We start from the raw sequence: 12,405 nt of genomic DNA on the forward strand, positions 1-12,405 counted from the left end.
GAGCGCCGAAGAATTCCTTGACATTCAGCTACATCCGCGTAACGTAGCCCGCCCGTGACCGACGCTTCCAGCGTAAGCGCGGGGCCCGCAGCAAGCCCAGGTAGCTCAGTTGGTAGAGCAGAGGATTGAAAATCCTCGTGTGGGCGGTTCGATTCCGTCCCTGGGCACTACCGTTCTCTTGCTTGGACCGGCGAGCAAACGCCGCCGTCGTCGTCCTTATACGCTAGCGTGAGCAGCCGTTCCGCACGGCGCAGCCGCTTGTCGTGGGTTCGAAGGATTGCGTTGAACTCCTCCTCTCGCCAGCTGGCCTCGGCAGCTCGCTGCGGGTGAGCGCGCAGCGGTCTGTTCAGGAGTACTTTCGCGGGTTTGGCCACATCGGGTGACAGTGGAACTTGGTTCCGGTGCGGTAGCGATCCTGATAAGGTGACGGGGGGATCACTCGTTGCAACCTGAACACTCCGGAGGCGCCCCAGGGAACGGCGCCTCCTCATGGAGGCTCCCTCATGGCCGATCGTCGTGTCGACTCCTCGCGAAAGAGCTCTCCGGAAACGGCCTCCGCTTCCGACTCGGCGCCGCGGAGCCGGCCGTCAGCGCCAAGTAGCCAGGCCAGCGAGACCGCTCGAAAGAAGAAGATCCTCGTCGTCGACGACTCGCTGACTTCGCTGCTGTCACAGCAGCTGACGCTCGGCGTGGACGACTACGACATCATCATCGCGCGCAACGGCAAGGAGGCCATCGCGAAGGCGATTGCGGAGCGCCCCGATCTCATCCTGATGGACGTCGTCATGCCGGCGATGGACGGCTTCCAGGCCTGCAGGTGGCTCCGCGCGTTCGATGCGACGAAGACCGTGCCGATCATCATGATGACGACGAGGAGCGATCAGACGAGCATCAAGATCGGCTTCGCGAACGGGTGTACCGACTACCTCATCAAGCCTTTCGACAGCAATACGCTGCTCACGAAGGTCCGCACCCACCTCGGCGAATAAGCGATCTCGCCCTCTCGGCGCGCGCCAGGCGCTGCTTCGACCGAACCCTGGCGACCGGAAAGGCCCTCCGCGCGCGGGAGCAGCTCGCAGGAAGATGGGACGGCAGGCGCCGCGCGAGGCCTGCCGCGACGCATACGCGAGCGCCGCGAGCGCGCCTCGCGGGAGGTGCCCTGTCACGAGGGGCGCAGAGCAGCCACGCGGGCGCGCGCGACAGGCTCGGCGCCGGCCGTCGATCAGAGGAAGAACTGGCCCACGAGGGCGCCGGACACCGGCAGCCCGGCGCATTTGCGCAGGTTCTCTATCACCGTGTTGCACCCGGCGATGGCGACGTCGTTGCCGTCGCACCTGAACTCATCGTCGATGCAGGAGATGGCCTCGTCGAACTGGTCCTCGCAGCCGTCGTACTCCGCGGATCTCTCGGCGTCCTCGAGGGCGTCCACGCACTCCACCTGGTCTCTGTCGCTGCACGAGCCAGTGCAATCGCACTTGTCCTCGCACAGGCCGGACAGCGAAGCACCACAGCCCGGAAGCATGGCGAGCGCGAGGGCGATCGTGAACGAGGGGGCGAGCTTCAAGGGGTATCCTCCGAGCTGGACGCGCAGCGCGCGAGCTACGATGACGGTGGCCCTCTTATCGCGTCCGCGGAGGAGGCACAAGCCGCACGTGCGCCAGGGAGCTGGCCAGTGTGCGACACCGCCTCCCTCTCAGTTCCGCTGGCCCCGCTTCGCTCCTTCGGACCGCGCCGGCCAGAGCCGGCGGAAGCCGACGCCGAGGAGGGTGCCGTCGTCGCGCCGCACCAGGCCGCCGAAGCGGCACTTCTCGACCAGCGTGCCTTCGGCGAGATCGCCGCCGTCTTGAAACCGGATGCGCTGGCCCTCGCTCAGGGCCGCGAAGACGCGCGCGTCGGCCGCGATGGCGATCAGCGACTCGGGCGCAGCGACGCGCAACGGCGCGAGGTCGGCAGGGCGCGCTCGGTGAACCACGCCCCGGCGGGTCACGGCGTTCGCGAGGTCCAGGCCTCGCGCTTCGTCCGGGGTGGATGATGCCGTTGTGGTGGTGTCAATCCACACATCGACGGTGGTGCCGCCCCTGTACAGGACCACGCCGGGGAGCGCCTTGCCCGTGGCGGTGGTCAGCAGGACCAGCTCGCCCACGCCGGGCTCGGTCGACGCGCGCCCGCCGAGGCGCTCACGCACCGCGTCCACCGTGGGCGTGGCCGACGCAGGCGCCGTCGCGCGGTCGGCGCGGGCCAGGTGGAGCAGGGGGAGCGAGAACTTGCGCGTCATCGGCCCCAACCATTCTACGCGAACCGACGCGCCCTCGCTCGGGCGCGGCCCTGGAATCCGCGCCTGAAGCCGCCTGCGTGTCTCCCGTCAGGCTGACGCTCGCGGCCCCCGGTTACAGGCCGATCGCGCCGCGGTACATCCACCCCGTCTTGCCGCGGTGCTCGATCTTGTACCAATCGTTCTGCCGGCCAACGAGCTTGACCCGAGTGCCACGCACCAGCCGCATCACCACATCACCCTCCTTGGGCGCGCCGCGGACGAGCGCAGTGTCCCAGCTCACCGTGGCCAGGCCGCTCACGGCGGTCTCGCTCGTGGTCGTGCCGGCGGCCTGCTCCTGTTCGCCGCCGCCGGCCTCTGCCTTCGCGGGGTCGGCCTGCGCGCCAGGGGGATAGAAGGTGGCAGTGTAAACGAGGGAATACCGGCGGTACTTGTGCGGGACTTCCTCGAGGGACACGTTCGAGAACTCCCGCGCTGCGCACTGGAGAATGCCGCTGACCGTCGAGGCCGGCAGGCTCGTCTTCTTCCCCTTGACGACCTGGACCTCCTTCTTCTCGAAGTTGAGCTCGAAGCCGATCGGGAGCTTGCCGTCCACGCCGAGCGCCGCCGGACACTGGGCGAGCTCCTTCAGCCGGGGCAGCGCGATCGGATCGAACTGGAGCTCTCCGCAGTCCTCGACCTTCTTGTTCTTCTTGTCGGAGCAGCGCGTGATCCTGCCGGGGCCGACCACGACCTGCTGCTGGTTCTTCGCGGCGGCCTCGGGAGGCTTGGCCTCGGGCTCCGCGGTCCCGGGTGCCGCTGCCGCGGGGGGAGGGGACGCCGGCGCCGCCGTGGCCTCGGCCGTCGCCTTGACGTCGGAAGGCACGGTCGGACCGATGCGGACGCCGGCGAGCTTGGGCCACGCGACGCCGACGACAAACCCCACCAGCGCGATCACCCCCACCCGCGACCAGACCGGCTGCTCATCGCCGGGACGGGGGATGTCGACCGTCAGCGGGCGCTGCCTCTTCGCCATGTCCGCCTTCGCCATGTCCAGCACGTCGCCTAGCACAGGTGAGCCATCAGAACGAAATAGTCCGTTCGATCGGGCGGCGGACCGCTCAGTCGCCCGCGATGCCCGCCGCCTCGAGGAGCGGTCGCACCCGCGACTGCGCGATGGCGTAGACCGCGCGCACGCCGTCACGCCGGGCGTAGACGACGTTCGTGCCGCGGAAGGCGTCGCCCGCGCCGATCGCGATCGTGAACGACCCCGCCGGCGCCCGCGGCGGGACCGCGTCGCTTTCCTCCACCGGGGCGGCCTGCGGCCGGGAAAGCTCGACGCTGACCCGGAGGCGCGGCGGGCCGAGGCCATGGCGCCGCTCCGGCTCGCCCAGCGCGACGGCGCCCTCGGCCCGGAGATCGGCCAGCGCGTCCCGGACGCTCGCGGCCAGCGCGGCGGCGCTCGCCTGATCGGCCGCTCCCGCGATCGTGAAGCCCTCCGGCGAGCGCTCGATCACGACCGGCTTCGCGCCCCGAGGGGCCAGCGTCACCCGCGCGATCTCGTGCGGCGGGACGAGGAAGACGTCGCGGCGGAGCAGCAGGCGACCGGCCGCGGCCTCCAGCGCTGGCGGCGCGACGAACACCGGAGCGCCGTCCCCGGCGCGCGCGAAGGAGCCCGCGCCGCTGCGCGCGCCGAGCGCCACCCGGGCCGCGCGCGTCGCCGCGCCGGTGCTTCCGCCGCCGGGCTCCGGCGCGGGGTCGAGCTCGGCCTCGACCACGAGCCGGGGCGCGCCGAGCCCGTAGCTCTGGCCAGCATCCTCGGCGATCCAGCGCTCGGCCTGGAGGCCGGCGAGCAGCTCGGCGAGCTCGTCCGCCAGCCCGCTGTCGGCCGCGAGGCCCTCGCCGGTCGGCTCGACGAGCCGCCAGGCGCCCTCGCCCGTCCGGCGGAGCCGCTGGACCAGGCCGGGGCGCTCGATCCGCAGCGCGCTGACCCGATCGGGGGTGAAATCGAACACCTTCATGGAGCGCAGCGACACCTCGGAAGGGAGGAGCGCGCCGGCGGCCAGAGCAGGGATCTCGGCGATCGCGCCGTCCTCGAGCCGCCGGACGTGCACCACGCCGGCCTGCTCGGCGCCGATCTCGAGCGTCTCGATCCGCTCCTGCGGCTCGCCCTCGGCGACCGCGCCCGGCGGCGTCGAGACGACGCGGAGGGTGGCCCGAGGCGAGGCGAGGCCGAGCGCCGCGAGATCGCTCGCCGCGGGCAGGAGGCGCGTCGCGCGCACGTCGAGGATCGCCTGGACCAGGGCGCGGCCCGTCTCCGTCGGGACAGGCCGGTCCTGCGGGGCCCGCAGGTGCCACTCGGTGCCGGCGCGCGCGAGCTCCAGCGAACGCTCGCCGGCGGCGAGCTTCACCTCGGCGACCTCGTCGAGCGGCGCGGCGACGAGCGCGAGATCGACGAAGCGCGACGCCTCCTCGGAGAGCGGATCGAGCACGCTCGCGGGCACGCAGGCGGCCGCGCGCGTGGGCTCGCGCCGCGCCGCGACGACGTGGTCGGGCCGGCCCGGGCAGGCGCCGCCCACGTCGATCACGCCGCGCTTCGCCGCGGGATCGCTCGGCTCCAGCGTCAGCGTGACCCGGGGGCCGCCGGAGGACGCGGCCTGCCGCGCTTCCGCCTCGGAGAGGAACGCCTCGGCCTGCATGCGGCCGAGCGCCGAGAGCACGAGGTCGAGCGCCGGCGCGCTGACCCGGACGCCGCTGCCCTCGGGCGAGCCCTCCGCGAAGCGGAAGCCGGCCCCGCGGCCGCCGCCCCAGGGGGCGCGCGAGAACCGCCGCGAGCCGCCGTCGCCGTCGAGCGTGAGGCCCGAGAGCTCCGCGGCGACGTAGGGGACGAAGCTCCGCGAGCGGAAGCGATCCGGCGCCACGTCGAGGGCCGAGGCGAGCTGCTTCGTGATGACGAAGACGCCTCGGCCCGCGACCTCGGCGTAGACCGCGCCGGGCGGCGTCGGGGCGCCGCCGCCGAGCAGCAGGCGCTCGCGGCGCGGGCCCATCGCGAGCGCGATCGAGAGCCTGGGCGAGGCCAGGCCGAGGGCGGCCGGGTCGCTCGCCTCCGCGGAGACGCGCCGCTCCGCGGTCGCGAACTCCAGCGTGCCGAGGAGCTGGTCGACCGTGGGCTCGTCGGCCGGGTAGCGCTGCCCGTCGATCTCGACGTTCCAGGGGCGCTGGCCGGCGTCGTCGACCTCGCCGCGGGTGAGCCGCGCGGTCTGCGGCGCGCCGGGCGCGGCCATCGTCACGGTGAGCTCGGTGATCTCGTCGGGCCGCCACGCCTCGATCAGGTGCTTCTTGCGGCGCTCGGCCTCGTCGGTGGACACCGAGCCCCGGTCGAGGACGAGCAGCGCGACGGCCGCCGCGGCGGCGAGCGCGACCAGGAGCAGCGTCGTCGCGTGCCGGCGCAGCGGCCGCATCACGGCGATCCTTCGCGCTCGGCCTCGGCCTCGGCCGACGCGCCGCGCGCGCCGCGTCCGGCCGGCGCGCCGGGCCCCCCCTTGTCGCCGGGGCGGCGCTCGGAGCCGCGCCGCGCCAGGTACACGGCGAGGCCGAGGAGGGCCGCGGCGAGCGGCATGTACACGATGACGTAGCGGAAGATCCCGGCGAGCGAGTCCTCGCTGATCCGCAGGCCCGCCGTGAACGCCGGCTTGTCCGGGATGTCGAGCATGGGCGGGCTCGCCGCGAGCCAGGACAGCGCGCTCTCGACGAGCACGGCTGTCCCGCGGAGCTCGGGGCTCTGCCAGTTCGCGCCGTAGAGCGCGCCGGGCGAGCCGACCACCACGACGCGCGGCCCGTGCGCGGCGCTGGACCCCGCGGGCTTCGGCAGCTCCGAGGCGCAGGCGATCGTGAGCGGACCCGGGTGATCTCCGTCGCGCGGCTTCGGCTCGGACGGATCCCGGGCCCAGCTGAAGAAATCGACCATGCCGAAGGCCTGGTCGCTCGTCACGAGCAGGGGCGCCGGGACCACCGGCCCGCTCGCCGTGGGCGCGAGCGAGCTCGCCACCGTGAGCACCGGGCCTAGCCCGAGATCGGCCGCCTTGATGAGCCCCTCGGTGATCGGATGCGGCCTGACGATCGGCGCGAAGGTCTCGCCGAAGCCCTGCGTCGACCGGAGCTTCGGGTCGAGCTCGAACACGAAGTCCGACCGGAGCTCGACCCCCGCCACGGCCAGCAGGCCCGAGAGCCCGAGGTCCACGTACCGCTGATCGCTCTCGTCCGGCACGGGCCCGAGCGCGATCAGCGCGCTGCCGCCCTTCTCGATGAACGCGCGGTAGCGGGCCACGTCGCTCGCCGGCACCGGCCGGCTCGGCCCGGCGAGGACGAGCACCCGGCAGCGGTCGAGATCGACCTCCGGCGCGGGCTCCGGCGGCGCGGCGAAAGCCGCCTCCTCGTCGTCGTGGCCGTGGCCATCCGCGCCCCGGCCGCCGCCGAGCGCCACGACCTCGTAGTTGTTCTTGTTGAGCCGGTCCTTCAGCGCCGCGAGCCCGCCGGCGCCGCCGGCCTCGATCGACTTCTCGCCGTGCCCGGCCGCGAAGCAGATCAGCGGCCGCTCGCTGCGCAGGACGCTCCGGAGCGCGCCGGTGAGCGCCTGCTCGAGCCGCGGGCGCGACCGCAGGTCGTCCTCGTCCTCGACCTCGACCAGGTCGCTCGCCGTCAGGAAATGGGGCCGATCGCCGCGCGCGACGATGATCGCCGCGTCCGTGACGATGCGCCCGTCGTCCGTTTTGCCCGCGACGACGCCGTAGCGCTGCTGCACCGCCAGGAACTCCGCCGGGCGCCGGTCGGGATCGGTCACCTCGACCTCGATCCGCGGGTTCTCGGCCCGGTACGCGTCGAGCAGGTGCCGCACCGAGAGCGTCAGGGGGTCGGCCTCCGAGAGCAGGACGTAGACGCGGATCGGCTCCTCGATCGAGCGCAGCGTCGAGACGGTCGCGTCGCTCAGCGTGTACAGGCCGCCCTGCGTCCAGTCCCAGCGCCTGTAGTGGCGGGCGACGAGCAAGTTGACGAGCACCGCGAGCACCATCGCCGCGATGATCCCGACGCTCGTCGAGAGCTTCTCGCCGAGCGAGGTGCCCGGCGGCGGAGCCCCGGCTTGCGCGGGCCGCTCTCCGGACATCAGCCCCACCTCCACGCGTCGACCGCGCGCACGGTCACGAACAGCGGCAGCGCGACCACCGTCCCGTCGAACACGAGGCGGCGCAGATCGACGATCCCGCGGGAGAAGTCGTTCATCTGCGTCCACACCGAGACGTAGGCGCAGAGGTCGTGGGCCGGGCCGTCCGGGAAGATGAACTCGCCGATGCCGAGGATGAACATGCCCATCACCGCCATCGTGCTGAGCACCGCGGCCATGAGCTGGCTCTTGGTGAGCGCGCTGGTCATCGTCCCGATCGCGAGGTAGCCGGCGCCGACCGCGAAGACGGCGAGGTAGCTCGACCCCACGACCCGCCAGTCGAGCTCGCCGGTCCTGCCGATGAGGACGACGTAGAGCAGCGTCGGCGCCCACATCGCGACGTACGTCACGAGCGTCGCGGCGTACTTCGCCAGCACCACGCCGGCGGAGCCGACCGGCGCCGTGAGGAGCGCCTCGATGGTGCCGCTCCTGCGCTCCTCCGCGAAGAGCCGCATCGTGAGCAGCGGGCAGACGAAGAGCAGCGGCAGGTAGATCAGGATCGTCTGGCCGAAGAAGACCTGCACCGGGCCCGTGTCGGCGGAGAGCTCCACCTCGCCGGCGAACTGCGTCGCGATCAGGAAAAAGTGCACGCCCTGCACCAGCAGGAACGTGGTGATCAGCACCCACGCGAGCGGCGTCACGAAGAGCGAGAAGAGCTCCCGCTTGAAGATCGGCCAGAAGCCCCTCACCGCCGCTCCTTCCCCGCGCCGCCCTCGCCGCGCCGGGCCGCGCTGCCCTTCTTCTTCCGGTTCCCGGCCGCCGGCCGAGGCGCCTCGCCGCCGCCCGCCCCGGGCTCGGCCGGCTCTCCGGCGCCGCTCCGCGCGCCGGCGTCGTCGGCCGCGGTCAGCTCGGAGAAGACCTGCTCCAGCGATGGGGCCCAGGGGACGAGCTCGCGCACCCCGAGGCCCGCGGCGACCAGCGCGGCGACGAGGCGCTCGGCGGCCTCGCCCGCCTCGGCGCCGGCGTCGAACTCGACCGTGATCCGCGCCGCTTCACCGGCGTCCTCCGCCTCGGCCGAGCGGACCTGCGCCGCGCCGCGCGCCACCGCGAGCGCCGCCTCCACCGCCCCGCGCACGACGACGCGCGCGCCGGACGACCGGCGCATCGCGCGGATCTCGTCGATCGAGCCCTCCGCCACGAGCCTCCCGCGGGCGATCACGAGCGCCCGCGTGCACGTCGCCTCGACCTCGGAGAGGATGTGCGTCGAGAGGAGCACCGTGCGGCCCGGGCCGAGCCGGCGCACGAGCGCGCGTACCTCGCGGATCTGGTTCGGATCGAGGCCCGCCGTCGGCTCGTCCAGGATGAGCAGCGGCGGGTCGCCGACGAGCGCGTCCGCGAGGCCGACCCGCTGGCGGTAGCCCTTCGAGAGGTGGCCGATCAGGACGCTCGCGACGTCCTCGACGCGCGCGTCACGGAGGGCGCGCGCGACGGCCTCGCCGCGGGCCCTGCGCGGCACGAGCTTCAGCTCGGCGCGGAACGCGAGGTACTCCGAGACGCGCATCTCCGGGTAGAGCGGCGAGGTCTCGGGCATGTATCCGAGCGAGGCGCGCGCGCGCATCGGCTCCTCCGTGATGTCGTGGCCGGCGATCCGCACCCGGCCGGACGTCGCGCCGAGGAACCCCGCGAGGATGCGGAGGGTCGTGCTCTTGCCTGCGCCGTTCGGCCCGAGGAACCCGACGATCTCCCCCTGGCTCACCTGGAACGAGAGGTCGCTCACCGCCTGGTGGGGGCCGTAGGACTTGGAGAGGTGCTCGACCTCGATCATCGTGGCATCGGGCGCAGGGGGTCAGGGCCGCCGGCGCGGTGCGCGCGGGCAGGCCGGTCGATCGCGCGGAACGCTTAGCGCACCGGGCGGGGCAGGGGAAGCGCGCGCCGGTCTGGCGTGGTCTGACGGCGGTCTGACGACGAGCGCGCCGGCGAGTAGCCAGAGCCGCGCGTCTCTGGTAACCCTGCGCCGTCGCGCCCGGCGGCCCGGGCGCTCACGCCACGGGCCCCTCTGCAAGGCGACGCACCCGGTGCGCCGAGCGCCGCGGCCCCCTCACACCACCGCTGCACGATGGATCAGACGCTCCTCCGGTCGTATTTCTCGACCATCTACGAGTTCCCCACCCCGGCGGGGACGCTGCGCGTCTCGCTGGACGGCGAGATCGTCCAGGATCAGGCCGGGCTTCCCGAGCTCCTGACCCGCAAGTTCGCGGTGCTCACCGCCTACAACCCGCGCTCGATGCTCATCCCGCGCCGGGTCAACGATCAGCGCCACCACGTCCTCCGCGATCTCCTGATCCTCGGCTGTTACCGGGTGGAGCCGTGCGTCGGCTCCGAGGCGGAGCCGGAGGGCATCTGGCGCGAGCCGGCGTGGCTCGTCCACGGCATGGACCGGGACGAGGCGATCGCCTTCGGCCGCGTCTTCCGGCAGAACACGATCGTGTTCGCGCAAGGCGGCCGGCCGGAGCTCATCATCACCGATCCGACAGCCGACGACATCGGCCGAACTTTCCAGGGGAACTGGCGGGTGCGGTCCTGACCCACGCGGCGGCCGTGGACGCGGATCGCCGATTCCATGTTGAAACGTACCCGCAAAATGTGGGTTCATGCCTTGGCGTTTAGGGATGGGCGGACCGGCCTCGCTCACCACATGAGGAGACACAGCAGAATGCGCACCCAGGTCACCCTCGCAGCGCTCGTCGCAGCGCTCGGGCTCGTCGCCGGCGCTGGCGGCTGCGGCCAGAACAAGGTCTCGGAGTGCAACGCGCTCATCGAGGTCATCAACAAGGGCGTTCAGAGCATCGAGAAAGGCACCAAGGCCGGCACCGACCAGGGCGGGTCGAGCGAGCTGAAGGCGATGGCCGACGCGATGGACAAGGTGGCGGCCGACGCGGCGCAGGTGAAGCTGACCACCCCGGAGCTGCAGAAGTTCTCGGGCGAGTACCAGGCCATGGCGAAGGACGTCGCCAAGGCGGCGCGCGATCTCGCGACCGCGGCGGACGCCAACGACGCGGAGAAGAGCAACGCCGCCCAGGCGTCGATCGAGAAGGCGATCAAGCAGGAAGATCCCCTCGTCGACAACATCAACAAGTTCTGTCAGGCGCCCTGACGGGCGCGCCCCCCGGAGCGCTCGCCCTCCGACCGCCGCTCTAGGGGACGAAGCGATAGCCGACACCGCGCACCGTCAGCAGGTGGCGCGGCGTCGTCGCGTTCTCTTCCAGCTTGTTGCGGAGCTGGAGGATGAAATTGTCGATGGTGCGCGGGGTCCCGTGGTGCGTCGGGCCCCAGACCTTGGCCTGGATCTGCTCCCTCGACAGGACCCTGCCGCCCGCCTCGGCGAGGCAGAGCAGCACGTCGAACTCGGTCGCCGTGAGCTCGATCAGCGCGTCGCCGCGGCGGACCTCGCGCGTCGCCGCGTTGATCACGATGTCGCCGGCGCGCAGCTGCGCCCCGTCGGCGCGCGCGATCGCGTCGCGCCGGAGCACGGCCTTCACGCGCGCGAGCAGCTCGGCCAGGCTGAACGGCTTCGTGATGTAGTCCTCGGCGCCGAGCTCGAGGCCCATCACCTTGTCCATCTCGGCGCCGCGCGCGGACAGCATGATCACCGGCAGGGTGCGCCGCTCGTTCCGGAGCATGCGGAGCAGCTCGAAGCCGTTCAGCCGGGGGAGCATGACGTCGATGATGATGAGATCGACGCCGCCGCCGCGGGCCAGCGCGAGCCCGCGCTCCCCGTCCTCGGCCACGAGGACGCGGTAGCCCTCGGCGGTCAGGTTCATCTCGAGACCCATCGCGATGCTGGGGTCGTCCTCCACGAGCAGGACGGTCCGCGCCGGTGTCTGAGGGGTTCGGGTCATGCTGAGGAGGTCCTCTAGCATGTTCATGTCCTGACCGGCGGCGGCCGCGCTACGGCGGCGCGCTCGCGTCGGCGCCGTGATCCGACGCGTCGTTGTGCGCCGCGGCGACCGCGGGCGCCGCGACCTGCGGGCGTCGCTCGGCGCTCGCCTTGGGCACGCTCCGGAGCGGGAGCACCAGGGTGAACGTGCTGCCCTTCCCGGGCTCGCTGTCGACGAGGATCTTGCCGCCGTGCGCCCGGATGACATGCTTGACGATCGACAGCCCGAGCCCGGAGCCCTCCTGCTGCCGGGCCAGGAGATCGTCGACCCGGTAGAACTTCTCGAAGATCCGCTTGTGCTCCGCGCGGGCGATGCCCTTGCCGTTGTCGCGGACCGTGAGCAGCGCCGACCGCTTGAGGACGTGGGCGGAGACGCTGATCTTCCTCGGCTGACCGGCGTACTTGTAGGCGTTCGAGAGGAGGTTCACGATCGCGTCGACGAGCGCGCTGCGATCGCAGAGCACGGGCGGGAGGTTCGCGTCGATGGAGACGTCGAGGTCGACGCTGCGCTTCTCGCGGGTCGGCTCGAAGGCGTGGATCGCCTCGTCGGCGATCTCCCCGAGGTGGTGCTCCGAGAGCTCGTAGACGCGCCGGCCGCTCTCCATCCGCCCCCAGTCGAGCAGCCGATCGATGAGCTGCTGGAGGCGGGCGCTCTCCTTGGTGAGCGCCTCGATGCAGCGATCCTCGCTGATCGTGTCGCCGCGCCGGAGCGTGAGGGTCTCGGTGAACATCCGGATCGACGTGAGCGGGGTGCGCAGCTCGTGCGAGACCTTGGACACGAAATCGGCCTGGAGCTCGGACAGGTTGCGCTCGCGCCGGAGGAAGACCCACACGAGGATGACCCCGGTCGCGAGCGTCCCGCAGAACGTGAGGACGATGATCCCCATGATGAGGTTGTACTGGGCCTCGCCCAGGACGAGCAGGAGGAAGCCGACGCCCGACAGGAGCACGCCGGGGATGATCACCAGGTAGACGAGGAGCTGGATGATCCGCCGGTAGCCGAGCGTGGTGAGGTCGCGCCTCGGGGTCCGCATGCCGGCAGCTTAGTGGGGCCCCGCG

General features: G+C 72.3%; 12 protein-coding genes and 1 tRNA gene. 4 read left to right on the forward strand and 9 right to left on the reverse strand.

What is annotated here, in order from left to right; all coding sequences use genetic code 11:
• The first annotated feature begins 94 nt into the window (after window positions 1-94).
• Both WME97_RS13245 and WME97_RS13250 read left to right on the forward strand, forming a co-directional pair.
• Window positions 95-167, forward strand: a tRNA-Phe gene (locus WME97_RS13245).
• 336 nt (window positions 168-503) lie between these two features.
• Window positions 504-989, forward strand: a complete 486-nt coding sequence (locus WME97_RS13250) for a response regulator (RefSeq protein ID WP_437552260.1) — start codon at window positions 504-506, stop codon at window positions 987-989.
• Between the two features lie 233 nt (window positions 990-1,222).
• On the opposite strand, the gene WME97_RS13255 is transcribed toward WME97_RS13250, so the two are convergent.
• From WME97_RS13255 to WME97_RS13285, 7 genes are all read right to left on the reverse strand, one after another.
• Window positions 1,223-1,564: a hypothetical protein gene (locus WME97_RS13255; RefSeq protein WP_437552261.1), complete on the reverse strand. Its 342-nt coding sequence runs from the start codon at window positions 1,562-1,564 to the stop codon at window positions 1,223-1,225.
• 129 nt (window positions 1,565-1,693) lie between these two features.
• Complete coding sequence (locus WME97_RS13260) at window positions 1,694-2,275, reverse strand: hypothetical protein (protein ID WP_437552262.1); 582 nt, start codon at window positions 2,273-2,275, stop codon at window positions 1,694-1,696.
• A gap of 112 nt (window positions 2,276-2,387) precedes the next feature.
• A complete protein-coding gene (locus WME97_RS13265; protein ID WP_437552263.1) occupies window positions 2,388-3,302 on the reverse strand; it encodes an SH3 domain-containing protein in 915 nt (304 codons plus the stop codon).
• 70 nt (window positions 3,303-3,372) lie between these two features.
• Complete coding sequence (locus tag WME97_RS13270) at window positions 3,373-5,712, reverse strand: DUF4340 domain-containing protein (RefSeq protein WP_437552264.1); 2,340 nt, start codon at window positions 5,710-5,712, stop codon at window positions 3,373-3,375.
• A complete protein-coding gene (locus WME97_RS13275; RefSeq protein WP_437552265.1) occupies window positions 5,712-7,412 on the reverse strand; it encodes a GldG family protein in 1,701 nt (566 codons plus the stop codon). Before WME97_RS13275 ends, WME97_RS13270 begins: the two co-directional genes overlap by 1 nt.
• Complete coding sequence (locus WME97_RS13280; protein ID WP_437552266.1) at window positions 7,412-8,158, reverse strand: ABC transporter permease; 747 nt, start codon at window positions 8,156-8,158, stop codon at window positions 7,412-7,414. The genes WME97_RS13275 and WME97_RS13280 overlap by 1 nt, the downstream gene beginning before the upstream one ends.
• Window positions 8,155-9,234, reverse strand: a complete 1,080-nt coding sequence (locus tag WME97_RS13285) for an ABC transporter ATP-binding protein (RefSeq protein WP_437552267.1) — start codon at window positions 9,232-9,234, stop codon at window positions 8,155-8,157. Before WME97_RS13285 ends, WME97_RS13280 begins: the two co-directional genes overlap by 4 nt.
• A gap of 291 nt (window positions 9,235-9,525) precedes the next feature.
• On the opposite strand from WME97_RS13285, the gene WME97_RS13290 reads away from it, so the two are divergent.
• Both WME97_RS13290 and WME97_RS13295 read left to right on the forward strand, forming a co-directional pair.
• A complete protein-coding gene (locus WME97_RS13290) occupies window positions 9,526-9,993 on the forward strand; it encodes a DUF3293 domain-containing protein (protein ID WP_012235064.1) in 468 nt (155 codons plus the stop codon).
• Between the two features lie 129 nt (window positions 9,994-10,122).
• Window positions 10,123-10,563, forward strand: a complete 441-nt coding sequence (locus WME97_RS13295; RefSeq protein ID WP_437299476.1) for a hypothetical protein — start codon at window positions 10,123-10,125, stop codon at window positions 10,561-10,563.
• Window positions 10,564-10,603: 40 nt separating this feature from the next.
• Here the strand turns inward: WME97_RS13295 and WME97_RS13300 are convergent, their stop codons facing one another.
• Together WME97_RS13300 and WME97_RS13305 are read right to left on the reverse strand one after the other, a co-directional pair.
• Window positions 10,604-11,308, reverse strand: a complete 705-nt coding sequence (locus WME97_RS13300) for a response regulator transcription factor (protein WP_437552268.1) — start codon at window positions 11,306-11,308, stop codon at window positions 10,604-10,606.
• Between the two features lie 49 nt (window positions 11,309-11,357).
• Entirely contained in the window at window positions 11,358-12,380 is a 1,023-nt protein-coding gene (locus WME97_RS13305; RefSeq protein ID WP_437552269.1) for a sensor histidine kinase, read from the reverse strand.
• Between the last annotated feature and the right edge of the window lie 25 nt (window positions 12,381-12,405).

The organism is Sorangium sp. So ce367 (assembly GCF_051520455.1).
GTDB classification, from domain to species: Bacteria; Myxococcota_A; Polyangia; order Polyangiales; family Polyangiaceae; genus Sorangium; species Sorangium cellulosum_B.

What these genes read in the sequence shown, in the direction of transcription:
- WME97_RS13250 (WP_437552260.1), top strand. Translation starts at nt 504, where the DNA reads ATGGCCGATCGTCGTGTCGACTCCTCGCGAAAGAGCTCTCCGGAAACG.
- WME97_RS13260 (WP_437552262.1), bottom strand. Translation starts at nt 2,275, where the DNA reads ATGACGCGCAAGTTCTCGCTCCCCCTGCTCCACCTGGCCCGCGCCGAC.
- WME97_RS13265 (WP_437552263.1), bottom strand. Translation starts at nt 3,302, where the DNA reads ATGGCGAAGGCGGACATGGCGAAGAGGCAGCGCCCGCTGACGGTCGAC.
- WME97_RS13270 (WP_437552264.1), bottom strand. Translation starts at nt 5,712, where the DNA reads ATGCGGCCGCTGCGCCGGCACGCGACGACGCTGCTCCTGGTCGCGCTC.
- WME97_RS13275 (WP_437552265.1), bottom strand. Translation starts at nt 7,412, where the DNA reads ATGTCCGGAGAGCGGCCCGCGCAAGCCGGGGCTCCGCCGCCGGGCACC.
- WME97_RS13285 (WP_437552267.1), bottom strand. Translation starts at nt 9,234, where the DNA reads ATGATCGAGGTCGAGCACCTCTCCAAGTCCTACGGCCCCCACCAGGCG.
- WME97_RS13290 (WP_012235064.1), top strand. Translation starts at nt 9,526, where the DNA reads ATGGATCAGACGCTCCTCCGGTCGTATTTCTCGACCATCTACGAGTTC.
- WME97_RS13295 (WP_437299476.1), top strand. Translation starts at nt 10,123, where the DNA reads ATGCGCACCCAGGTCACCCTCGCAGCGCTCGTCGCAGCGCTCGGGCTC.
- WME97_RS13300 (WP_437552268.1), bottom strand. Translation starts at nt 11,308, where the DNA reads ATGACCCGAACCCCTCAGACACCGGCGCGGACCGTCCTGCTCGTGGAG.
- WME97_RS13305 (WP_437552269.1), bottom strand. Translation starts at nt 12,380, where the DNA reads ATGCGGACCCCGAGGCGCGACCTCACCACGCTCGGCTACCGGCGGATC.